The organism is Microbacterium esteraromaticum (genome assembly GCF_028747645.1).
Lineage (GTDB): Bacteria > Actinomycetota > Actinomycetes > Actinomycetales > Microbacteriaceae > Microbacterium > Microbacterium esteraromaticum_C.
Window position 1 is genome coordinate 1,928,086 of sequence record NZ_CP118100.1, and the last position, 23,338, is coordinate 1,951,423.

Annotated in this window: 20 protein-coding genes; 7 read left to right on the top strand and 13 right to left on the bottom strand. The window is 67.9% G+C overall.

Annotated elements, in window-relative coordinates; genetic code table 11:
- Window positions 1-38 precede the first annotated feature (38 nt).
- Genes PTQ19_RS09070 through PTQ19_RS09085 form a run of 4 tightly spaced genes read right to left on the bottom strand, consistent with a single transcriptional unit; the run spans window position 39 to window position 4,979 of the window.
- Window positions 39-1,526 carry an ATP-binding cassette domain-containing protein gene (locus tag PTQ19_RS09070; RefSeq protein ID WP_274367090.1) on the bottom strand — a complete coding sequence of 496 codons (1,488 nt, stop codon included), beginning with the start codon at window positions 1,524-1,526 and terminating at the stop codon, window positions 39-41.
- Window positions 1,523-2,365 carry an ABC transporter permease gene (locus PTQ19_RS09075; protein WP_224817975.1) on the bottom strand — a complete coding sequence of 281 codons (843 nt, stop codon included), beginning with the start codon at window positions 2,363-2,365 and terminating at the stop codon, window positions 1,523-1,525. The genes PTQ19_RS09070 and PTQ19_RS09075 overlap by 4 nt, the downstream gene beginning before the upstream one ends.
- Window positions 2,362-3,339 carry an ABC transporter permease gene (locus PTQ19_RS09080; protein ID WP_274367091.1) on the bottom strand — a complete coding sequence of 326 codons (978 nt, stop codon included), beginning with the start codon at window positions 3,337-3,339 and terminating at the stop codon, window positions 2,362-2,364. Before PTQ19_RS09080 ends, PTQ19_RS09075 begins: the two co-directional genes overlap by 4 nt.
- Window positions 3,336-4,979, bottom strand: coding sequence for an ABC transporter substrate-binding protein (locus PTQ19_RS09085; protein ID WP_274367092.1), 1,644 nt, complete (start codon window positions 4,977-4,979; stop codon window positions 3,336-3,338). The genes PTQ19_RS09080 and PTQ19_RS09085 overlap by 4 nt, the downstream gene beginning before the upstream one ends.
- Window positions 4,980-5,159: 180 nt before the next feature.
- Here PTQ19_RS09085 and valS point away from each other — a divergent pair, with 180 nt between their 5' ends.
- Entirely contained in the window at window positions 5,160-7,748 is a 2,589-nt protein-coding gene (valS, locus tag PTQ19_RS09090; protein WP_274367093.1) for a valine--tRNA ligase, read from the top strand.
- A complete protein-coding gene (locus PTQ19_RS09095; protein ID WP_222446928.1) occupies window positions 7,748-7,963 on the top strand; it encodes a hypothetical protein in 216 nt (71 codons plus the stop codon). The genes valS and PTQ19_RS09095 overlap by 1 nt, the downstream gene beginning before the upstream one ends.
- 111 nt (window positions 7,964-8,074) lie before the next feature.
- On the opposite strand, the gene PTQ19_RS09100 is transcribed toward PTQ19_RS09095, so the two are convergent.
- Window positions 8,075-9,253 (bottom strand): glycine C-acetyltransferase, encoded by a 1,179-nt coding sequence (locus PTQ19_RS09100; protein ID WP_206549618.1) that lies wholly within the window; start codon window positions 9,251-9,253, stop codon window positions 8,075-8,077.
- An 8-nt stretch (window positions 9,254-9,261) separates the two neighbouring features.
- A complete protein-coding gene (gene tdh / locus PTQ19_RS09105) occupies window positions 9,262-10,305 on the bottom strand; it encodes an L-threonine 3-dehydrogenase (protein WP_274367094.1) in 1,044 nt (347 codons plus the stop codon).
- 81 nt (window positions 10,306-10,386) lie between these two features.
- Here tdh and PTQ19_RS09110 point away from each other — a divergent pair, with 81 nt between their 5' ends.
- The 5 genes from PTQ19_RS09110 to PTQ19_RS09130 all read left to right on the top strand — a co-directional run bounded on the left by PTQ19_RS09110 (window position 10,387) and on the right by PTQ19_RS09130 (window position 16,213).
- A complete protein-coding gene (locus tag PTQ19_RS09110) occupies window positions 10,387-11,295 on the top strand; it encodes a LysR family transcriptional regulator (RefSeq protein ID WP_179410584.1) in 909 nt (302 codons plus the stop codon).
- A gap of 80 nt (window positions 11,296-11,375) precedes the next feature.
- Window positions 11,376-11,993 (top strand): DUF4956 domain-containing protein, encoded by a 618-nt coding sequence (locus PTQ19_RS09115; RefSeq protein WP_179410583.1) that lies wholly within the window; start codon window positions 11,376-11,378, stop codon window positions 11,991-11,993.
- Window positions 11,990-12,781, top strand: a complete 792-nt coding sequence (locus tag PTQ19_RS09120) for a polyphosphate polymerase domain-containing protein (protein WP_206824025.1) — start codon at window positions 11,990-11,992, stop codon at window positions 12,779-12,781. The genes PTQ19_RS09115 and PTQ19_RS09120 overlap by 4 nt, the downstream gene beginning before the upstream one ends.
- A gap of 44 nt (window positions 12,782-12,825) precedes the next feature.
- Window positions 12,826-14,880: a M3 family metallopeptidase gene (locus PTQ19_RS09125; protein WP_274367095.1), complete on the top strand. Its 2,055-nt coding sequence runs from the start codon at window positions 12,826-12,828 to the stop codon at window positions 14,878-14,880.
- A gap of 154 nt (window positions 14,881-15,034) precedes the next feature.
- Window positions 15,035-16,213, top strand: coding sequence for an IS30 family transposase (locus PTQ19_RS09130; RefSeq protein WP_425313203.1), 1,179 nt, complete (start codon window positions 15,035-15,037; stop codon window positions 16,211-16,213).
- A 120-nt stretch (window positions 16,214-16,333) separates the two neighbouring features.
- On the opposite strand, the gene PTQ19_RS09135 is transcribed toward PTQ19_RS09130, so the two are convergent.
- The 7 genes from PTQ19_RS09135 to PTQ19_RS09165 form a co-directional block, all read right to left on the bottom strand.
- Window positions 16,334-17,056, bottom strand: coding sequence for a peptidase E (locus PTQ19_RS09135; protein ID WP_274367096.1), 723 nt, complete (start codon window positions 17,054-17,056; stop codon window positions 16,334-16,336).
- The gene (gene clpX, locus PTQ19_RS09140; protein WP_179410580.1) at window positions 17,053-18,321 is read right to left on the bottom strand and encodes an ATP-dependent Clp protease ATP-binding subunit ClpX; all 1,269 of its coding nucleotides are present in this window, start codon (window positions 18,319-18,321) and stop codon (window positions 17,053-17,055) included. The genes PTQ19_RS09135 and clpX overlap by 4 nt, the downstream gene beginning before the upstream one ends.
- Before the next feature lie 103 nt (window positions 18,322-18,424).
- Entirely contained in the window at window positions 18,425-18,931 is a 507-nt protein-coding gene (locus PTQ19_RS09145; RefSeq protein ID WP_274367097.1) for a hypothetical protein, read from the bottom strand.
- 94 nt (window positions 18,932-19,025) lie between these two features.
- On the bottom strand, window positions 19,026-19,877 hold the full coding sequence (locus PTQ19_RS09150; protein ID WP_274367098.1) for an aldehyde dehydrogenase family protein: 852 nt from the start codon (window positions 19,875-19,877) through the stop codon (window positions 19,026-19,028).
- Window positions 19,874-21,316, bottom strand: a complete 1,443-nt coding sequence (locus tag PTQ19_RS09155) for an aldehyde dehydrogenase family protein (RefSeq protein ID WP_274367099.1) — start codon at window positions 21,314-21,316, stop codon at window positions 19,874-19,876. Before PTQ19_RS09155 ends, PTQ19_RS09150 begins: the two co-directional genes overlap by 4 nt.
- Before the next feature lie 14 nt (window positions 21,317-21,330).
- Window positions 21,331-22,332: a deoxyribose-phosphate aldolase gene (gene deoC, locus PTQ19_RS09160; protein WP_274367100.1), complete on the bottom strand. Its 1,002-nt coding sequence runs from the start codon at window positions 22,330-22,332 to the stop codon at window positions 21,331-21,333.
- Window positions 22,329-23,270 carry a sugar-binding transcriptional regulator gene (locus PTQ19_RS09165; RefSeq protein WP_206549611.1) on the bottom strand — a complete coding sequence of 314 codons (942 nt, stop codon included), beginning with the start codon at window positions 23,268-23,270 and terminating at the stop codon, window positions 22,329-22,331. The genes deoC and PTQ19_RS09165 overlap by 4 nt, the downstream gene beginning before the upstream one ends.
- Window positions 23,271-23,338 lie beyond the last annotated feature (68 nt).

Here is a 23,338-nt window from a genome sequence, read left to right on the forward strand (position 1 = left end):
AAGCTGGGAGGTCGCTGATAATCCGCGCGCGGCCCGTCTCAGGCGGGGCGGCGCGCTGCCAGCAGCTCGACCGTGAACGGATGCTGAGGATCGGCGAACACGCGTGCGACCGGGCCCTGTTCGACGATCTCGCCGTCTCTCATGACAAGGACATCGTCGCTGACCGCAGCGATCACATCGAGGTCGTGCGACACGAACACCATGGTCAGTTCACGCTCCCGCTGCAGACGCCGCAGCAGAGCGAGCACGCGTTCACGCACCGTCGGGTCGAGCGCCGACACCGGTTCATCCAGCACGAGCACCTGGGGGTCTGCGGCGAGCGCGCGTGCGATCGCCATCCGCTGCCGCTGCCCTCCGGACAGCTGCGACGGGCGGCGGCGACCTAGCTCCGGGTCGAGACCGACCTCCCGCATCAGCTCCGCCGCCCGCGACGAACGCTGCGCGCGCGGCACTCCGGCCGCCTGAAGCGCCTCGTGCAGCGAGCGCTCCGTGCGCCATCGCGGGTCGAACGCACCGAGGGGGTTCTGGTGCACGAGCTGCACGCGCTGGGGCGAGGTCCACCGCAGCGCACCGGCGTCGAGGCGCTCGACGCCGACCAGCATCCTCGCCAGCGTCGTCTTCCCCGATCCCGATTCCCCGACGATGCCGAGCGTACGACCGGCCTGCACCCGGAACGTCGCGTCGCGCAGGACGGGCCGGTCGAACGTCTTCGACACCCCGACGGCGTCCAGCAGCGTCGGCCCTGCCGCGCCGGCTTCACGCACCGCGTGCCGCGTCGCGGCGATCAGACGACGCGTGTAGTCCTCCTGCGGGGCGGCGAAGATGTCGGCCACCGTCCCCTGGTCGACGATCCGCCCGTGGCGCATCACGATGACACGATCGGCGACCCGGCTCACCGCGGCGAAGTCGTGACTGATGAACAGCACACCGGTTCCCGAGTCGGCGATCTCGCGGAGCAGCGCGAGCACGCGCGCCTGGACCGTGGCGTCGAGTGCCGTTGTCGCCTCGTCGGCGACCAGCACGTCGGGTTCTGCGGCGAGCGCCGAGGCGATCAGCGCACGTTGCCGCAGCCCGCCAGACAGTTCATGGGGGTAGGCGCGGGCGCGGCGCTCGGCATCCGGCATGGCCACCCGCTCAAGCAGCCCGCGCACACGCGCCGGGCGCTCCCCGCGCGCGATCCCGTGGATCTCCAGCGGCTCGGCGACCTCGGCACCGACGCGCCGCAGCGGATCCAACGCAGCGAGCGCGTCCTGCGCGACCAGAGCGATCCGGCGCCCGCGTAGTCGGCGCCACGCCGACTCGGTGAGGCCGGTGGCATCTGTGTCTCCGATCGTGAGCGCATCGAGCGCGACGGATGCTCCCACCGGTGCCGCACCGAGCAGGGCCCGGGCGGTGAGGGACTTACCGGCCCCAGACTCGCCGACGATCGCCACACACTCACCGGGCTCGACGGTGACGGAGACGTCATCGACGACGACGGTTCCGTCGAAAGAGATACGCAGACCGCGCACGTCAAGGGCGCTCATGAGAGGACCCCGTCCATTCGGGCGCGCAGTCGCCGCCCCACGATGGTCGCGGCGATCACCGTGAGTGAGATCGCGAGCCCGGGGAACACCGAGACCCACCATGCGGTACCGAGCACGTTCCGCCCACCCGAGAGCATCAGGCCCCACTCCGGAGTCGGTTCGACCGGCCCCAAACCGAGAAAGCTCAGGCCGGCGGCCGCGAGGATGCTGGATCCGATGCCGATCGTGGCGAGAACGCTCAGCGTTCCGAGCACGCCGGGAGCGACATGACGCAGGAAGGCGCGCACGGGCCCGACCCCGAGGATGCGCGCCGCCTCGACGTGTTCGGCGATGCGCAACGTGCGCGTGCTCGTCCTGGCCAGGCGGATGTACACCGGTACGGCGGCGATGGTCACGGCGATCGCGACATTGATGTGCCCCGGCCCGAGCAGCGCCACGATGATCAGTGCGATGAGGAACTCGGGAAAGGCCAGCACGATGTCGTTGATCCGCATCGCGACGGCGTCGACACCCCGCGGTGCCACCCCGGCCAGCGAGCCGAGCACCAGCCCGCCCACGAGCGCCAGGCCCGTGGCGAGCACACCGATCCCGACCGACGGGCCCGCCGCGTACACGACGCGAGAGAAGACATCACGTCCGCTCTGATCAGTGCCGAACAGGTGGGCAGCGCTCGGTGGCAGCAGCGCTTCGCGCACCTCGGTCTCCAGCGGGTCGTGCGTGGCGAAGAGTGTCGGGAACAGCGCCGCGACGGCGATCAGCGCGAGAAAGGCGAGGGCCGCCCACAGCACCGCGTCGGTCGGGCGCATCCGGCGCCGCGTGGTCACCTCTGCGACCGTCATCGCGGCTCCCCCGCTCCGGCCGGCGTCGCGTCGGTCGGCGTCGCGTCGTTCGGGCGGCGCGCGACGTGCAATCGGGGGTCGATCAGTGGATGCACGAGTTCGACGATCGTGTTGATGACGACGAAGACCAGCGCGCTGAGCATGATGATGCCGGTGACGACCGGCAGGTCACGATCAAGAATCGCGGTGAGGGTGACCCGGCCCAGGCCGGGGCGCGCGAACACCGTCTCGACGAGCACCGCGCCGCCCAGCAGCGACCCGACGAGATAGGCGGTCAGCGTCAAGGCACCGGATGCCCCGTGCCGCAGAGTGTGTACGAGGGTCAGCCGCACCGGCCCAGCGCCTCGCGCGCGCACCGTCTCGGCGAAGGGCTGCCGCTCAGCCTGCTCGATGCCGTCGCGCAGCACCTGCCCGATCAGGGCCGCCACCGGCAGCGCAAGCGTGATGGCAGGAAGCACGATCGTCGCCGGATTGCGCGTGCCCGCGACCGGGAACCATCCGAGACCGAACGCGAAGACCGACAGCAGAATCAGTCCGATCCAGAACACCGGCGATGACAGCACCACGAGCTCGACGGCGCTGGCGACGGCGCGCGGCGCGCCGCGGCGGGCCAGGAGCGCGACCGTCAGCGCGAGTACCACGCCGATCACGAGCGCCAGCAGTGTCAGCTGCACGGTCGGGGCGAGATTCCGTCCGATCACCTCGGCTACCGGCATCCGCAATTGATACGACTCCCCGAGGTCGCCCCGCAGCAGTCCGCCGAGGTAGTCGAGGTACTGCTGCCGCGGTGGGCGAGTGAGGCCGAGTTCGTCGCGGATGCCGGCTTTCGTCGCCTCGGACACCTGCGCGAGCGGTCCGAGCATGACATCGACGGGGTCACCGGGAATCACCCGGAAGGCCAGGAACGCGAGCGTCGCCGCACCCCACAGTACGAAGACCGCGGATGCGACGAGCTCGACGACCCGGCGGATCACGGCGTGGCGACGGTGGCTTCGTAGAACAGCGGACGACCGTAGAGGTCGTACGTCAGCCCGTCGACGGTGGCTCCCACGGCGGTGATGAGCGAAGGAGTGTAGAGCGGCACGATGGCAGTGTATGCCGCGTTCCACTCCTGCACCTGCTGGTAGGCCGCGTCGCGGTCCGCCTGCTGCTGGGCAGCCAGTCCCTCTTCGAGCAGCGCATCGATCTCGGCGTTGCTCACCTGCGAGGCGTTCTGGAACCCTTCGCTGTGCAGGTGGTTGCGCAGCAGGTCGGCGTCGACACCCGAGAAGCCCCAGTCGGTGATGTCGAACGTCTTGGGACCGTAGCGCTCGTTGTACGCGGCCGGCTCGAGCACGTCGCGGGTGATCTCGAACCCGACCTCGGCGAGGTCGGACTGGACGACGTTGGCCAGAGCGGTGCGGTCATCGGGAACGGGCGTCCACGCGATCCAGTCGGCGGTCAGCCGCTCGCCGTCCTTCATCCGAATGCCGTCGTCGCCTCGTTCGGTCCAGCCGGCCTCATCGAGCAGCGTGTTCGCGACGTCCTGATCGAATGCCCAGGTGCCCTCGACGGCGGCGTCGTAGCCGGGCGTCGAGGCAGACAGCACGCTCCATGCGCGCGGGAACTGACCGTAGAAGATCTCCTCGACGGCCGTGTCGATGTCGATCGCCCTGGCGAACGCCTGGCGCACCTTCTCATCGGCGAAGACGCCGTGCTTCTCGTTGAGGAACAGCGAGTACGGCAGACCGGGGTACTCGATCGCCTCTACCTCGACGTCGTCGGGGAGTGTTGCGACCTGGTTCGGCGGAATGTTGCTGGCGAGGTCGGCCTCGCCGCTGCCCACCACGCCTGCGCGCACCGATGCCTCCGGGAGGATCTGCACGCGCAGAGTCTCGAACGCGGCGGCGTCGTCGCCGTGCGGCCCCCACGCGTAGTCGTCGTTGCGCGAGTAGACGAGCTCCTGGTCGGGGGTGTACTCCGTCAGCACGAACGGACCGGTACCGACGTTGATGCCGGGCCCACCGGCCTTGAGCTGATCGCCGGCCTCTTCGAGCACCTTCGGCGACCAGAAGCCGAGCTGCGCGGTGCTCGCCGCCTGCAGGAACGGTGCGTAGGGCTGCGTGAAGCTGACGGCGACCTCGTACTCCCCCAGCACCTCGGTGCCCGCGTAGTAGTCGCCACCGAGCATGCTCGCCGCCTGCGCCGAGACCGTGTCGGGATCGATGATGCGATCGAAGTTCGCCTTGACGGCGGCGGCATCGAAGGGCTCCCCGTCGTGGAAGGTGACGTCGTCACGCAGGCGGAAGGTGTAGGTGGTGCCGTCCTCGGACACCGTCCAATCGGTGGCGAGCCACGGCGAAAACGATCCGTCGGCCTCTTGGAAGACGAGGGAGTCGAGCACCTGGCGCTGCACCATGCCCGACACGTCGAGCTGACTGATCTGGGGGTCCATGTGGCCGGCCGCGAGGTTCGCCCCTTCGATGGCCCAGACGAGTTCGCCGTTCGGGTCGGCGGCGCCCTGTGCGTCGTTCTGACCGTCGGAGGCTGGGCCGGCGCAGGCGGAGAGCAGAAGGGCGGATGCTGCGGCGAGCGCCGCGAGCGGAAGAAGTCGGCGCACGGTGGATGCGGGCATAGTGATCCTCAGGAAGAAGAGACGGGTTAGCCCAAGTCTACCGTCGATTCTTGGACACCGTCGATATATCACCGCGGGTGGCCGGCGTCGCCCCATCGAGCGCGCCCGGTAGACTGACCCGACAACCCACACTCAGGCACGCTCACACAGTGCCGCACACATCGCTCGAAGGAGACCTCCATGTCCAGCATTCCCGACAAGCCCGCACTCGAAGGTCTCGAAGCGAAGTGGGGCGAGGCCTGGTCCGAGCAGGGCACCTACCTGTTCGATCGTGCACGTGCGACCGGATCCGGCCGAGACGGCGTCTACTCGATCGACACTCCCCCGCCGACGGCGTCGGGCAGCCTGCACATCGGCCACGTGTTCTCGTACACCCACACCGACATCACGGCGCGCTTCGAGCGCATGCGCGGCAAGAACGTCTTCTACCCGATGGGATGGGATGACAACGGCCTGCCCACCGAGCGCCGCGTGCAGAACTATTACGGTGTGCGCTGCGATCCCTCCCTCGCGTACGACCCCGACTTCACTCCCCCGCTCGAGGGCGGCGGCAAGTCCTCGCGCGCGGCCGACCAGATGCCGATCAGCCGCCGCAACTTCATCGAGCTGTGCGAGAAGCTGACCGTCGAGGACGAGAAGCACTTCGAGGCGCTGTTCCGCCAGCTCGGCCTGAGCGTCGATTGGACCCAGTCGTACCGCACTATCTCGGACGACACGATCCGCCAGAGCCAGCTCGCGTTCCTGCGCAACCTGGAGCGGGGCGAGGCGTACCAGTCGCTCGCGCCGACACTGTGGGACATCGACTTCCGTTCGGCGATCGCCCAGGCTGAGCTTGAGGACCGCGACCAGCAGGCCGCCTATCACACCATCGAGTTCCCCTTCGCCGACGGCTCGGGTTCGATCGCGGTCGACACGACGCGCCCTGAACTGCTGCCGGCGTGCATCGCGATCGTCACCCACCCCGAGGGGCCGCACAAGCACCTCATCGGCACAAAGGTGCGCACGCCGTTCTTCGGCGCCGAGATCGAGATCCACGGGCACCACCTCGCCCTGGCCGACAAGGGCACCGGGGCCGCGATGGTCTGCACGTTCGGCGACGTGACCGACATCGTGTGGTGGCGCGAGCTGCGCACGACGGCCGGCGCCGAGCTGCCGAACATGACGACCATCGGGCTGGACGGACGCTTCCTTCCCGAAGCCCCCGAAACCGTGGCGGATGCCGACGCCCGCACCTGGTATGCCGAGAGCATGGCGGGCAAGACGGTGTTCAGCGCTCGCAAGGCGCTGGTTGAGAAGCTGCAGGAGACCGGCGACATGACGGCGGTCGGCAAGCCCTTCAACCACGCCGTGAAGTTCTTCGAGAAGGGCGATCGCCCGCTCGAGATCGTCTCGACACGTCAGTGGTACATCCGCAACGGCGCACGAGACGCCGAACTGCGCGACCGGCTCGTCGAGCACGGGCGCGAGCTGGCCTGGCACCCCGACTTCATGCGGGTGCGCTACGAGAACTGGGTCGGCGGCCTGACCGGCGACTGGCTCGTCTCGCGTCAGCGATTCTTCGGTGTTCCGATTCCGGTCTGGTACGCCCTCGACGAGAACGGCGAGCGCGACTACGACCGCGTGCTCGTTCCGACGACTGCTCAGCTGCCGATCGATCCGACCACCGATGTGCCCGACGGGTACACCGAGCAGCAGCGCGGTGTCGCGGGCGGTTTCGATGCTGAGAAGGACATCTTCGACACCTGGGCGACGTCCTCGCTCACGCCGCAGCTGGCCGGTGGCTGGCAGCGCGATGAGGACCTCTGGAACCTCGTGGCGCCGTTCGACCTGCGTCCGCAGGGCCAGGACATCATCCGCACCTGGCTGTTCTCGACGATGCTGCGCTCGACGCTTGAAGACCACCGGTCGCCGTGGCGCAACGCGGCGATCTCGGGCTTCATCGTCGACCCCGACCGCAAGAAGATGTCCAAGTCGAAGGGCAACGTCGTCACCCCGGCCGACATCCTCGACAAGCACGGCTCCGACGCGGTGCGCTACTGGTCGGCGTCGAGCCGTCTCGGAATGGACGCGGCGTTCGACCCGCAGAATCCCACGCAGGTGAAGATCGGTCGCCGCCTGGCGATCAAGATCCTCAACGCGGCGAAGTTCGTGCTGTCGTTCCCGGTCCCCGAGGGCGCTGAGGTCACGCACGCACTCGATGCGTCGATGCTCACCGCACTGGACGCCGTCGTGCGCGACGCGACCAAGGCCTACGAGAACTACGACCAGGCCAAGGCGCTGGAGGTCACCGAGGCGTTCTTCTGGACCTTCTGCGACGACTACCTGGAGCTGGTGAAGGAACGCGCCTACGACCAGACGGACGTCGGTCAGGCATCCGCCGCCCTGGCGCTGCGCCTGGCACTGTCGACGCTGCTGCGCCTGCTGGCGCCGATCGTGTCGTTCGCGACCGAGGAGGCGTGGTCGTGGTTCGAAGAGGGTTCGATCCACACCGCCGCATGGCCGTCCCCGCTGGGCATCGACGGTGACACCGCGGTGCTCGACGCCGCCAGCGAGGCGCTGATCGGCATCCGCCGCGCGAAGACCGAGGCCAAGGCCTCGCAGAAGACTCCGGTGGCCAGCGCCACGATCGCCGCCCCGGCGGCGAAGGTCGAGGCGCTGCGCGCCGTGGCCGATGATCTGCGTGCGGTCGGGCGCATCGCCGAGCTGAGCTTCGCGGATGCCGACGAGCTGACGGTCACGGCCATCGAGCTCGCCCCGGTGGAGGCGTGATGCAACTCGGCACGCGCTGGGCGACCGGGGCGAAGCCGCCGGCATCCGTGCCGGCCGAACTGCACCCTGCGATCACCGAGGTCGAGGCGCGGGGCCTGACCGGGCACTGGACCCTCACCTGGCTGGAGGGCCGGCCGATCGCCGAGCTCGACGCCGGGTGGGAGGTTCTGCTCAGCGCGACGGGCGAGGTCATCGCACGCCCGTTCGAAGACTGAACCGACACCCCCACTTCACGCCGAGACCCCGTGCTGCAGACGTCTGCAGCACGGGGTCTCGGCGATAACACGGGGTGTCGGCGAGTGCCTCACCTCATGGCAGCGACAGCGTCAGCTCACGGCGGCGCGTGCCGCGACGAACGCCGCCACACAGCGCTCGACCTGCTCGGGCGTGTGCGCCGCCGAGAGCTGCACGCGGATGCGCGCCAGCCCCCGCGGAACGACCGGGAAGCTGAACGCCGTGACATACACGCCCTGCTTCTGCATCTCGTCGGCGATGCGAGCCGTCAGCGCGGCGTCACCGAACATCACGGGGACGATCGGGTGCTCGCCCGGCAGCAGCTCGAAGCCCTCTTCGGTCATGCGGGCGCGGAACAGCGCGGCGTTCTCGCGCAGACGGGCGCGAAGATCGGCCGACCCCTCGACGAGGTCGAGCGCCGTCAGCGTTCCGGCGACGATCGACGGCGCCAGCGTGTTCGAGAACAGGTACGGGCGCGAGCGCTGGCGCAGCAGGGCGACGATCTCGCGGTGCGCGGCGACGTATCCACCCGAGGCCCCGCCGAGCGCCTTGCCGAAGGTACCGGTGTAGATGTCGACCCGCCCTTCGACGCCGCACAGCTCGGGCGTGCCACGGCCGTGCTCACCGACGAACCCGACGGCGTGCGAGTCGTCGACGAAGACGAGCGCGTCGTACCGCTCGGCGAGGTCGCAGATCTCCTGCAAGGGGGCGATGTAGCCGTCCATCGAGAACACGCCATCGGTGACGATGACGCGGAAGCGGGCATCCGAAGCCGCCTTCAGCTGCTCTTCGAGATCGGCCATGTCGCGGTTGCGGTAGCGCAGACGGCGTGCCTTCGACAGGCGGATGCCGTCGATGATCGACGCGTGGTTGAGTTCGTCCGAGATGATGGCGTCCTCGGCCGTGAACAGCGTCTCGAACACACCGCCGTTGGCGTCGAAGCACGACGAGTACAGGATCGCGTCGTCGGTACCGAGGAAGCCGGCGAGGCGACGTTCGAGCTCGAGGTGCTGGTCCTGGGTACCGCAGATGAAGCGCACGCTGGCGAGGCCGTAGCCCCAGGTGTCGAGCGAGCCCTTCGCGGCCGCGAGGATGCGCGGGTCGTCGGCGAGACCGAGGTAGTTGTTCGCGCAGAAGTTGAGCACCTGCGCGCCGCCGGTCGTGATCTCTGCCTGCTGCGGACCCGCGATGCCGCGCTCGCGCTTGGTCAGCCCGGCTGCTTCGATACCCGCGAGCTCATCGGCGAGGTGGTTCTTGAAGGTGGTATACATGTCGGCTCCTACAGCTCAGTCCAGTCGAGGATGATCTTGCCCGTGCCGGCGGCCTCGGCGGCGGCGAAGCCCCGCTCCCAGTCGCGCGCGGGAATACAGTCCGCGATCACACGGCTGATCGAATCGCGCAGCGTCGCGCTGGTGTGCAGCATGGCGCCCATCGCGTTCCAGGTCTCGAACATCTCGCGACCGTAGATGCCCTTGATGGTGAGCATATGGGTGACGAGCTTGCCCCAGTCGATGTCGAATCCGCTGCTGGGGAGCCCCAGCATGGCGATCTGGCCCCCGTGCTTCATGTTGTCGATCATCGCGGGCAGCGCGGTGGGTGCACCACTCATCTCAAAGCCGATGTCGAAGCCCTCGCGCATGCCCAGCGAGCGCTGGGCTTCGCGGATGTCCTGCTGAGAGACGTCGATGACCTCATCGGCCCCCATGACCTTGGCCATCTCCAGGCGCGGTGCGCTGACATCGGTCGCGACGATGTAGCGGGCACCGGCGTGGCGCGCCACGGCGATCGACATCAGTCCGATCGGCCCGCAGCCGGTGACCAGCACGTCCTCGCCGACGACACGATAGGTCAGGGCGGTGTGCACGGCGTTGCCGAGCGGGTCGAAGATCGCGCCGAGCTCGGGGGTGACGTCATCGTGGTGCACCCAGACGTTCGTCGCCGGCAACGAGAGGTACTCGGCGAATGCGCCGTCGCGCTGCAGGCCCAGACCGATGGTGCGGATGCACATCTGGCGACGTCCGGCACGGCAGTTGCGGCAGGTGCCGCAGACGATGTGTCCCTCGCCCGAGACGCGGTCGCCGACGGCGATGTCGTGCACGAGCGGACCGACCTCGACGACCTCGCCGTAGAACTCGTGTCCGGGGATCAGCGGTGCCTCGATGGCGGATGCCGCCCAATCGTCCCACCGTCGGATGTGCAGGTCGGTGCCGCAGATGCCGGTGCGCAGCACGCGGATCACGACCTCGCCGGTACCCGCCACCGGATCCGGCCGATCGACCATCTCCAGTCCTTCATGCGGACCGCTCTTGAAAAGTGCCTTCATACTTCGATTTCACTCCACCCGACGTTGTAGAGCAATCACCAAACACTGCACTGTGGATTAAGCGAGAACTAAACTTTGGGCATGGAACTCCATCAGCTGCAGATCCTTCGTGAGCTCGGCACCCTGGGCAGCGTCACCGCCGTTGCCGAAGCACTGCGCGTGACCCCCTCGGCCGTGTCACAGCAGCTGACCGCTCTGCAACGGGGCTTCCGCACGCCGCTGACACGCAAGCAGGGACGCACCCTGGCGCTCACCGCAGCCGGTGAGGTGCTCGCCGCCGCCGGCGCTGAGGCCATCGATGCCATGGCCGCCGCACGCAGCGCACTCGACGAGTACGAGCAGGACAGCACGGGAACCGTCACCATCAGCGGCTTCCACAGCGTTGGGCAGGCACTGTTCGGCGCCCTGTTGCGCGAACTGTCATCTGCCGAGGCCACACCGGCGGTGCAGCTGACCGACGAGGACGTCGCGCAGAACGAGTTCCCCGCGCTCACCGCCCGATACGACCTCGTGCTCGCGCACCGCATGGAGCATTCACCGCCCTGGCCGACACAGGGCATCCGCAGTCTCACCCTCGTGCGCGAGCCGCTCGACATCGCCGTCGCCGTCACCCACCCGCTGGCGGGGCGTGCGGCGGTCACCGCCGCCGACATCGCCGGAGAACGCTGGGTCACCAGCCGGGTCGGATACTCCCCCGACGATGTGCTCGGCGCGATCGCGGCCGTCGCAAATCGATCCCCGCAGGTGCAGCACCGCATCAATGACTACGGCGCCGTCGCCGCCGTGGTCGCCGCGGGTGACGCGATCGGCATGCTGCCGCGTTTCACCTCACGCAGCGTCGACGACCGCGACATCGTGCGACTGCCGTTGCGGGGCGTCGGCAACCATCGCCTCATCGATGTACTGGCACGCCCCGAGACGCTCCGGCGGCGTAGTGTACGCGTCGTGGTCGACGGACTGCAGCAGGTGATGGCGCGCCTGAGTGAATGAGAGAGTCCTCATACACGCCTCATCCTGAACTCATCCCGAGTCGTCATCGTGAATTCATCAACGTTCACGAGGAGTTCACCATGATCACCACGATCGCCATCGCCACCAACGTCGCAGCCATCACCGTGCTCGCCTACGCGCTGTACTTCCGGCGCCACCGCCGGCGCGACCTGATGCTGTCGTACGTCGCCCTGAACACCGGTGTGATGGCCGTGACCATCGCGCTGAGCTCGGTCGAGGCGGGCATCGGCCTCGGGCTGGGCTTGTTCGGCATCCTGTCGATCATCCGCCTGCGCTCGGACCAGATCACCCAGCAGGAGATCGCGTACTACTTCACCGCCCTGGCGCTCGGCCTTCTGGCCGGTCTGCGGCCCGAACCCGCGTGGCTCATGCCCCTGCTGTCGGCACTGATGCTGATCGTGATGGCCGTCGTCGACAGCCCCCTGCTGGCGCGCAACCACCGCCGTCAGACGCTGACCCTCGACCGCGCCTACGCCGATGAGACCGAGCTGAGGGCCGCCGTCGCAGCTCTGCTGGGAGCCTCGACCGTCCGCGTGGAGCTGCTGGAGCTCGACCTGGTGCGCGAGACCACCGTCGTCGACGTGCGCTACCGCCGCGACCCCGCTCGCCCCACCGGTCGCCCGACGGCCGACCAGCGCCTGGTCGCCGAGACCGCCGCTGATCGGATGCCCGCATGAACGCCCTCGACGAGGTGATCGCCGACCTCGAGCCGGTCTCGCTGGAGGAGCTCTCCGGCGCGGCCGCGCTGCTGGATCGGGTCGACCGCAAGTACTTCGTGCCACGCGAGCTGCTGGGAACGCTGCTGCGCGAGATGCAGGGGCTGCGAGTTTTGGAGATCGGCGGCGCGCGCACCTTCCTGTACCGCACCGTGTACTTCGACTCCCCCGAGTTCACGTTCTTCCGCCAGCACGTGCAGCGGCGCCGCCACCGTTACAAGGTGCGCACCCGCACATACACCGAGTCGGGCACGTGCATGCTCGAGGTGAAGTCGAAGGGACTGCGCGGTCGCACGCTGAAGGAGCGCCGCCCGCACGATGTCGATCGCTCGGATGCACTGGATGATTCGGATCGCGAGTACGTGTCGTCATTGATTGGCTCGGACGGCAGTGATCTGAAGCCCGTGCTGCAGACGTACTACCACCGCACAACACTGAGCCTCGGTGAGCAGCGGGTCACCCTCGACACCGATCTCGACTGCGAGAACGATGAGCAGAAGGTCACCGGCCCGCAGGACGTTCTGGTCGAGACGAAGTCCCCCGACGGCGCCGGAGACCTCGACCGGCTGCTGCTGCAGCACGGCATCCGCCCGCACTCCGTGAGCAAGTACTGCATCGGGGCGGCGCTGCTCTACCCGCACCTGCATCACAACGACTGGAGCCGTCTGCTGCGCCGCTACTGGCCAGGCGCCACGCGCCGCCGCCAGCGCCCCGCGACGCGCCGCACGGCGACAACACGGCGCGGGTAGTGGCGGAAGGGGGCAGGAGCATCATCCCGACCTAGACTCGACGGATGACCGTGGACACCAACCCGCTCCTGTCTCCTTCGTCGCTGCCGTACGGGCTTCCCGACTACGCCGCGATCCGGCCCGAGCACTACATGCCGGCGTTCCGCCAGGGCTTCGACGAACAGCTCGGCGAGATCCGGTCGCTCACGGTGGTGCGATCGATGCCCACCTTCGAGAACACGATCGAGCCGCTGGAGCGCAGCGGTGAACTGCTCGACCGCGTGGCCCACGCCTTCTACACCGTCAGTTCGGCGGATGCCACGCCCGAGATCCAGGCCATCGACGAAGAGCTCGCCCCGCTGATGGCCGCACATCACGATGCGATCCTGCTCGACGAACAGCTGTATTGGCGCGTCTGCCGGGTGCACGACGCACTCGACACCCGGCCAGACCTCACCGCCGAGCAGCGTTATCTCGTGCAGCGCCACTTTAGAGAGATGACGCATGCCGGCGCCGCGCTCGACGCCGCTGCGAAGGCCCGGCTCACCGCGCTGAATCAGCGCCTGTCCTCGCTGAGCACCACGTTCGAGAAGAACCTGCTCAACGACACGAACGACCTCGCCGTCGTCTTCGATAACGCGGCCGACCTCGACGGCCTCTCGGATGGCGAACTCAGCGCCACCGCGCGCGCCGCCGCCGATCGGGGCCTGGAGGGCAGCTTCCTGGTGACGCTGCCGCTGTTCACCGGGCATCCGTATCTCGCCGCCCTCACCGTGCGCGAGAGCCGCCGCCGCATCCTCACCGCATCTCTCGCGCGGGGTGCGCGCGGAAACGCGCACGACAACCGCTCGGTGCTCGCCGAGATCGTCGGGTTGCGCGCCGAGCGCGCGACCCTGCTGGGCTACGAGTCCCACGCCGCGTACGTCACGGCCGATGAGACCGCGGGGTCACCGGATGCTGTGGAGCGGATGCTGCGCGAACTCGCCGTACCGGCGGCACGCAACGCCGAACGCGAGCGCGAGGCGCTGCAGCGCATCATCGACACGGTCGAACGCGAGCCGTTCGCTCTGGAGGCACACGACTGGGCCTTCTACACCGAGAAGGTGCGCGCACAGCGGTTCGATATCGACGTTGCCGCCCTGCGCCCGTACTTCGAGGCCGAACGGGTGCTCGTCGACGGTGTGTTCTTCGCCGCGACGCAGCTTTATGGCATCCGATTCACCGAGCGCGACGATCTGCGTGCGTACCATCCCGATGCCCGCATCTTCGAGATGCACGACGCCGATGGTTCCGCGGTCGGGCTCTATGTGCTGGACCTCTACACGCGCGATTCCAAGCGCGGCGGCGCATGGATGAATCCGATCGTGAGCGAGTCCGCGCTGCGCGGCCAGCTACCGGTCGTCGCGAACAACCTCAACGTGTCCCAGCCGGGCGACGAACAACCCACCCTGCTCACGCTGGATGAGGTGACCACGCTCTTCCACGAGTTCGGGCACGCCCTGCATGGCCTGTTCGCGCGCGTGACGTACCCCCACTTCTCGGGGACGAACGTGTTCCGCGACTTCGTCGAATTCCCCAGCCAGGTCAACGAGATGTGGATCCTGTGGGACGAGGTGCTCAGCAACTACGCCCGGCACCACGAGACCGATGAGCCGCTGGACTCTGCGGTGGTCGAGCGCCTGCAGGCGTCGACGACCTTCGACCAGGGACACGCCACCAGCGAGTACCTCGCGGCGGCGTGGCTGGACCAGGCCTGGCACCGCATGGGCACGAGCGACGAGCTCCCCGAGGTCGCGGAGTTCGAGCGTGCGGCACTCGCCGACATCGGCCTGCTCAACCCGGTGGTGCCGACGCGGTACTCGTCGACCTACTTCGCCCATGTATTCTCCGGCGGGTACAGCGCCGGGTACTACTCGTACATCTGGAGCGAGGTGCTCGATGCCGACACGGTGGCGTGGTTCCGCGAGCACGGCGGCCTGACGCGCGAGAACGGTGATCGGTTCCGTCGCCTGCTGCTGGGTGTGGGCGGTTCGAAGGACCCGTTGGAGGCCTACCGCGAGTTCCGCGGGAGGGATGCCGAGATCGGCCCGCTGCTGAAGCGACGCGGGCTGGAGGGCTGAGCCCGTCTGATCAGAGGGGTCAGGTGGCCGCACGGCCCCAGATCGCTGCTTAGCTTCTCGCTGCACAACTTCTCGCTGCACAACTTCGGAGATCTGCGCACTCTCGGAGGGCGGATTCATATGGTCGATGCATCGGTTGATGCGGAGGTCGTTGATGACGTATTCGGTTGCGGTCAGGGATGCGGCGCTGCTGGCGGTGTGTCAGGGGCTCTCTTTCGGGCGCGCTGCGCAGGTCGTTGGCGTGTCAGACAAAACGATCGGGATGTGGTGGCGGGACAGTGTCGGTATGCCAGTGTTTCGTCGCCAGAAGCCTGTTTCCGACCCTCTACGCCCGGACTCGGTGCCAGGTCGGGGGTTGACGTTGGAAGAGCGAATCGAGATCCAGTCCGGCGTGCGAGCGGGCCTGTCTCAGCGCGAGATCGGTTGGCGGGTTGGCCGGGATCAGTCGGTGATCTCTCGTGAACTCGCTCGGCACCGGGGTGTGGATGGTCAGTATTGCGCGGCGGTCGCGGAGCTGTCCGCGCAGCGTGGCCGGCGACGGCCGAAGGAGTTCAAACTCAACACGAACCCATCCCTCGCCGCGCAGATCACCGACTGGATGGACGATGGGTGGAGTCCGAAGCTGATCGCGACGGTCCTCGAAATCGACCATCCGGACGACAAGACTTGGCGGGTGAGCCACGAGACGATCTATCAGGCCCTGTATGTCCAAGGGCGCGGCCAGTTACGCCAGGATCTGGCCCGTCAGCTGTCCACCGGGCGCACGGCCCGCAAGTCCCGGGAAGGGGCGAGCAGGCGTTCACCGAGCCCGTTCAAAGACGCGTTGAAGATCAGCCAACGCCCTGCTGAGGTCGAGGACCGTGCGGTCCCTGGGCATTGGGAGGGGGACCTGATCCTCGGCGCAGGGAACCGGTCAGCGATCGGGACACTGGTGGAGCGGACCACCCGGTTCACGATCCTGCTGCACCTGCCCAACTGCCACACGGCAACCGAAGTCGCCGGGGCGATGATCCGCGAGATGAGCAAGCTCCCCGACCACCTGCGCCGATCGATCACCTGGGACCGAGGAACCGAACTGGCTGACTACGTCGACATTCAACTCGATCTGCAAGCCCCCGTCTACTTCTGCGACCCACACTCACCCTGGCAGCGCGGCACGAACGAGAACACCAACCGGCTCCTGCGGCACTGGTTCGCCAAGGGCAGCGACCTATCCGCCTGGACCGCCGAGGACCTGCGCCACGTCGCCGACAAACTCAACGCCAGACCCCGCCCCACCCTTGAGCTGAGAACACCCGCCCAAGCGTTCAACGAGTTCCTCCTAACCGCATGATGCATCCACCGCTTGACTTCCGGCTCCGAAGTTGTGCAGATCTCCGAGGACGCGCCGCGTCGGCGTCCCGCGCACGCGCACGCGGCGCGTTCTCCGACGGCGGATGCCCGTGATCGGCGCTCAGCGCGCCGTCAGCTGCCGCACGGGAATCTCGCGCTCGACGCCGACGCCGTCCCGGCGCTCCACCTGGAAAACGGGACGCCCGGGCTGTTCGCTGACCGCCTCGACGAGCTCGCCGTCGCGCCAGATGAGGGCCGAGAAATCGTCGGCCGCGATCCCCTCGGGCAGCGTTCCCGAGCCCACCCAGTCGAGGTACTTCTCGCGGCGCCCCGGCTCACCTAGGTAGTGCGGACAGGCGCTCCCGGGCAGGAATCCGAGCCCATCACGCAAAGGAGCGAGCGGTCCGAACGAGTCGGTCGACGAGGCGTCGAACCAGCAGTTCATACCCGCGCTGATGCCGGCGAGGATCGTGCCGTCGGCGGCCGCCGCGCGAAGCACCTCGGGCACACCGTGCAGACGCCAGATCGCCAGCAGGTTGGCCGTCGAACCGCCGCCGACGTAGATCACGTCCTGATCGCGAAGCATCTCGGGGTCGCTGTAGTCGTAGACCCGGTTGCCGAACAGCGACAGCACCGAGGTCTCGGCACGTCCCGCGAAGGCGGCCTCGAAATGACTGCTGTAGTCGAGGGAATCACCGCTGGCCGTGGGCACGAAACAGACCTTGGGTCGTTCACGTCCGGTGAGGTCCAGCAGGAGGTCGTCAATGGCCGACGTGCCGTCATCGGACATCGAGAATCCACCGCCGCCGAGCGTGACGATGGTTCCCCGGATAGCCGCGCTCACGCGCTCTTGCGCTTGCGGCGCAGGATCACCGTCGGGGCTGCGCCCTCTTCGACGGCGTCCTTGGTGACGATGACCTTGGAGACGTCCTCGGCGGAGGGGATCTCGAACATGATCGGTCCGAGCACGTCCTCGAGAATCGCGCGGAGTCCTCGGGCGCCGGTCTTGCGTTCCACGGCGAGGTCGGCGATCGAGCGCAACGCGTCTTCTTCGAACTCGAGTTGCACGTCGTCCAGCTCGAACATGCGCTGATACTGCTTGACCAGTGCGTTGCGGGGCCCGGTGAGGATGTCGATGAGCGCGTCCTGGTCGAGCGGCGACACAGAGGTCACGACCGGGAGCCGACCGATGAACTCGGGGATCAGACCGAACTTGTGCAGGTCCTCGGGCAGTACCTCGCCGAACAGGTCGAGGTCCTTGCCCTTGTCGTGCAGAGGTGCGCCGAAGCCGACGCCGTGCTTGCCGACACGGGCCGAGATGATGTCCTCCAGCCCGGCAAACGCTCCCGCGACGATGAACAGCACGTTCGTCGTGTCGATCTGCAGGAACTCCTGGTGCGGATGCTTGCGACCACCCTGCGGCGGGACGGAGGCGACGGTGCCCTCGAGGATCTTCAGCAACGCCTGCTGGACACCTTCGCCCGACACGTCGCGCGTGATGGAGGGATTCTCTGCCTTGCGGGCGATCTTGTCGATCTCATCGATGTAGATGATCCCGGTCTCGGCGCGCTTGGTGTCGTAGTCGGCGGCCTGCAGCAGTTTGAGCAGGATGTTCTCGACATCCTCGCCGACGTACCCCGCCTCGGTCAGCGCCGTGGCATCCGCGACGGCGAACGGAACGTTCAGCCGCTTTGCGAGCGTCTGCGCGAGATAGGTCTTGCCGCACCCGGTGGGCCCGAGCATGAGGATGTTGCTCTTAGCGACCTCGACCTCTTCGGCCTTCTGCTCGGCCGGCTGAAGGGCACCGCGAGCGCGCACGCGCTTGTAGTGGTTGTACACGGCGACGGCGAGTGACCGCTTCGCGGGCTCTTGCCCGACCACGTACTCCTCGAGGAAGGCGAAGATCTCGCGCGGCTTGGGAAGCTCGAAGTCGGCCACGGGACCGGCACCGGCCTCGGCCATGCGCTCCTCGATGATCTCGTTGCACAGCTCGACGCACTCATCGCAGATGTACACACCAGGGCCTGCGATGAGCTGCTGCACCTGCTTCTGACTCTTTCCGCAGAACGAGCACTTGAACAGATCAGCGCTTTCACCGATGCGGGCCATGCGTCCTCCTCGGGATCGAAAGATCGTTCTCTGAGCCTAACCGCACCCGCCGACACCCGGGCGGATTGGCGCGCGAGCTAACAAAAGCACGCCGGCCGGTACCCTAGCCAACCTCGAACAGGTCTGCTGGCTCGATCGCGAGCCGCAGTACATCGCCGGGATCAAGCCTCAGCCAGTCGTGGTCGCTGTATGTCGCGAACGAGATGATGTCGATGCAGAAACGGTCGCTGATCTCATAGGCGCCGTCTCCGTCTGCGACCGCGTACGAGAGAAGGCGACCTCCGTCATCCGTCGCCACGCTGCCGCGCGCTCCGCTCGTCGCTCCCCTGTCTTGAAGTTGCGGTCCCGTCCAGTACACCCAGCGCCCCGCCTCATCACCACCGGTCAAGAAGCCGAGCTTGGTTCTGGACTCGCACCCTCCGAGGTCGGTCGTCGGCGTCGGTGCGGGAACCGCGGACGGCGTCGGCGCTGCCGAGGCGCTCGTGGCGGGCGCGGTGCGGGGAGGCTCCGTCGTCGGAGCTGTCTCGGGCTCTGCCGCGGTGCAGCCGACGGCGAGCGTGCCCACCAGCGCGATGACAGAAACCGATACACGGCGAGGGAGGCTCTGCATGTCGGCATGCTAGTGCGTGCCCGCACGAGAGACGAACGCCCCGCCCGACCGAAGCCGAACGGGGCGTTACTGGGTGACGACGGACGTCAGCGATTCAGATCATGCTCTTGGTGTGCCAGACCGTCTTCGTCTCGGTGAATGCTGTGATGCGATCGAGGCTCGGTTCGGCGGATGCCGGGCGCAGCACGCGCTTGAGTGTGTCGGCCGCCGCGATCTCGAGGTCGACCCAGTCGAGGCCCCCCGCTCCGGTGAGGTCCAGGGCGTTGACGTCGGCGTGCGAGGCGAGCCAGGGCGCGACCTCCGCGGCCGAACCGGTGAGCACGTTCACGACGCCGCCGGGCACATCGCTGGTCGCGAGCACCTCTGCCAGGCTGATCGCCGACAGCGGGTACTGCTCGCTCGCGACGACGACCACCGCGTTGCCCGCCACCAGAGCCGGCGCGACGACCGAGACGAGCCCGAGCAGCGCCGAGTCCTGTGGCGCGACGATCGCGACGACACCCGTCGGCTCGGGCACGGAGATGTTGAAGTACGGCCCCGCGACGGGGTTGGCGTTTCCGGTGACCTGCGCGTACTTGTCGCACCACCCCGCGTACCAGACCCACAGGTCGATGGCGGCATCCACCTGCGTTCCGGCGGCGGCCGCGGTCACGCCCTCCTGAGCGACGATCTCGTCGACGAACTGGGCGCGACGGCCCTCCAGGATCTCGGCAACCCGGTACAGCACCTGACCGCGGTTGTACGCGGTCGCCCCCGACCAGCCCTTGACGGCGCCGCGTGCCGCGACGACGGCATCCCTGGCATCCTTCCGCGACGCCTTCGCGGCGTTGGCGAGGAACTCCCCCTTCGCCGAGCGCACCTCGTAGGTGCGTCCCGATTCGCTGCGCGGGAACGCGCCGCCGATGGCCAGCTTGTACGTCTTCGGAACGGTCAATCGCTTGCTCATGCCGATGCTCCCTTGAGGTATGCGGTCAGGCCGTGTCGGCCGCCCTCGCGCCCGTATCCCGACTCCTTGTACCCGCCGAACGGGCTGGCCGGGTCGAACCTGTTGAAGGTGTTCGCCCACACGACACCGGCACGCAGCTTGTCGGCCACGGCGAGGATGCGCGACCCCTTATCGCTCCAGATGCCCGCCGACAGGCCGTACGGGGTGTTGTTCGCCTTCGCGATCGCCTCGGCCGGGGTGCGGAAGGTCAGCACCGACAGCACCGGGCCGAAGATCTCGTCGCGCGCGATGCGATGCGACGCCTCGACACCGGTGAAGATGGTCGGCGCGAACCAGAAACCCTTGTCGGGAATCGCACAGTCGGCGGTCCAGCGCTCGGCGCCCTCGCTCTCGCCGACCGCGCTGAGTTCGCGGATGCGCTCGAGCTGGGCCGCGGAGTTGATCGCACCGATATCGGTGTTCTTGTCGAGCGGGTCCCCCAGGCGCAGAGTCGACAGTCGGTGCTTCAGGCGGTCCACGACCTCGTCGTGAATCGACTCCTGCACCAGCAGCCGGCTCCCAGCGCAGCAGACATGGCCCTGGTTGAAGAAGATGCCGTTGACGATCCCCTCGACTGCCTGGTCGATCGGTGCGTCATCGAAGACGATGTTGGCCGCCTTGCCGCCCAGCTCCAGCGTGACCCGCTTGTCGGTTCCGGCGACGGCCCTCGCGATGTTGCGGCCCACGCCGGTCGACCCCGTGAAGGCGATCTTGTCGACGTCGGCGTGGCGCACCAGCGTCGCGCCGGTCGCCCCGGCCCCGGTGACGATGTTGACGACGCCGGCGGGCAGGTCGGCCTGCTGCACGATCTCGGCGAAGATCAACGCCGTCAGCGGCGTCGTCTCGGCCGGCTTGAGCACCACGGTGTTGCCCGCGGCCAGTGCCGGAGCGATCTTCCACGCGAGCATCAGCAGCGGGAAGTTCCACGGAATGATCTGCCCCGCCACGCCCAGCGCCTTGGGGTCGGCTCCGAGGCCCGCGTAGTCGAGTTTGTCGGCCCAGCCTGCGTAGTAGAAGAACCAGGATGCCACCAGCGGCACATCCACGTCGCGGCTCTCCTTGATCGGCTTGCCGTTGTCGAGGCTCTCTGCCACGGCGAGCTCGCGTGCGCGCTCCTGCACGAGACGTGCGATGCGGAACAGGTACTTGCCGCGGTCGCGCCCGCTCATCTTCGACCACACCTTGTCGTGCGCACGGCGGGCAGCCGCGACAGCGCGATCGATGTCCTCGTCGGATGCCGATGCGACCTCGGCGATGCGGGACTCATCGGCGGGAGAGATCGTGTGGAAGCTCGGCCCGGTGCCGTCGACGAACTCACCGTCGATGAACAGCCCGTAGCTCTCACGCAGGTTCAGGACTGCCTTGGACTCGGGTGCGGGAGCGTATTCCAGGAATGACATATGCGCTCTCCTTCTCAGTCGATCGTGACGTAGTCGGGGCCGGAGTAGTGGCCGGAGATCATCTTCTGGCGCTGCAGCAGCACGTCGTTGAGCAGGCTCGACGCGCCGAACCGGAACAGGTGTGGTTGCAGCCACTCCTCGCCGGTGGTCTCGGCGACGGTGACGAGATACTTGATCGCGTCCTTCGACGAGCGGATGCCACCGGCCGGCTTCACACCGATCTTCTCGCCGGTGGCGCGGTGCCAATCGCGCACCGTCTCGAGCATGAGCAACGTGGTCGGCAGCGTCGCAGCCGGCTGCACCTTGCCCGTGGAGGTCTTGATGAAGTCGCCTCCGGCGAGAATCGACAGCCATGAGGCGCGCTTGATGTTGTCGTAGGTGTTCAGCTCGCCGGTCTCCATGATGACCTTCAGCGAGGCATAGCTGCCGTCCTCGCGGCGGCAGGCCTCCTTGACCCGGGCGATCTGGTCGAAGACCAGTCCGTAGCGGCCTTCCAGGAAGGCGCCGCGGTCGATCACCATGTCGATCTCATCGGCTCCGGCAGCGACAGCATCCGCCGTGTCGGCGAGTTTGATCTCCAGCGACGCGCGGCCCGACGGGAAGGCCGTGGCCACCGCGGCCACCGCGATGCGACCGTCGTCAGGGTCTCCGTGCAGGTCGCCGAGCGCGTCGACCGCATGGCCGACCATGTCGCCGTAGACGCAGACGGCTGCCACCAGCGGAGTACTCGGGTCGGCGGCATCCGGGTTCTTCGCCTTCGCGACCAGCGAGCGCACCTTGCCGGCCGTGTCGGCCCCTTCGAGTGTGGTCAGGTCGATCAACGAGATGATCTTGTCGAGTGCCCAGGCCTTCGACGTCGTCTTGATCGAACGCGTGCCGAGTGCGGCTGCGCGCTGTTCCAGGCCGACGGCGTCGACGCCGGGCAGGCCGTGCAGGAAGCGCCGCAGGGTCTGGTCGTCGGGTTCACCGCCGAGCACGTCGACCGCCGTTCGGCGGGCCAGTTCCGTGGTCGTCACATCTCCTCCAAGAGTTCAAGGGCAGTGGATTCTTCGGTCACCAGAACGGAGCACAGTCCGTTGCTGACGACTGTACGCGCGATGTCGTGCTTCGAGGCGCCCGCGGTCACGAAGATCGCGCGTTCTGCGGCGCGCAGGCTGTCGAGGCCGATGCCGACAGTCCTGGCATCGAGTTGAGGGTCGACGATGTTCCCGTCGGCGTCGATGTACCGCCCGAGCACGTCGCCCACCGCGCCACGGCGCGAGAGCTCAGCGATGTCCTGCGCCGCGAGGTACCCGTTCTCGACGTGCGCGGATCCCGCGTCGCACGGGCCGGCTGTGAACAGCACGGTGTTCGCCCGGGCAGCACGGTCGAGGATCGCCGCGATCGTTCGGTCCGCTTCGATCGCCAGCTTCGTCTCGACGCGCTCGAGGATCGCGGGGCTGGGCAGCAGCACTGCCTGTCCGGCGCCGCGCTGGGCCATCGTGACGGCGACGGATGCCGCGCCGCCAGAGCGACGGTTCAAGCTCACGCCGCCGTTCGCCTGGACGACGGTGACGCCCGTCGCCCACCCCTGCGGAAGGGCGTCGGCGACGGCGGTGAGGGTGCGCCCCCAGCTGACGGCGATCTCGCGAGGTACCGGACGCAGAGCCATGATCAGTTCCGCGGCCGCTGCCGCGACGTGGGAGAGCAGGGCGTCCGGGTTGTCGACGGCGGGGACGACGACGGCATCCTTCAGCCCGAAACGCGCGACGAGCGCGCGTTCCACACCGAGTCGGCGCGCCCGCGGGTGCACGATCTCGATGCGCACGATGCCCTGCTCACGCGCCTGCACAAGCAGACGCCCGACCTTCCAGCGCGAGATGCCCAGCAGAGCGCCGATCTCGTCCTGAGTCTTGTTCTCGTCGTACGACAGTTCCGCAACCCGGACCATCAGCAGTTCGTCATCCACGGGCATCCTCCTCTCGCCTCCAGCATAGGAGCTTGCCGACGAACGCGCATCGGAGTGCTCAGATGAGCAGTCAC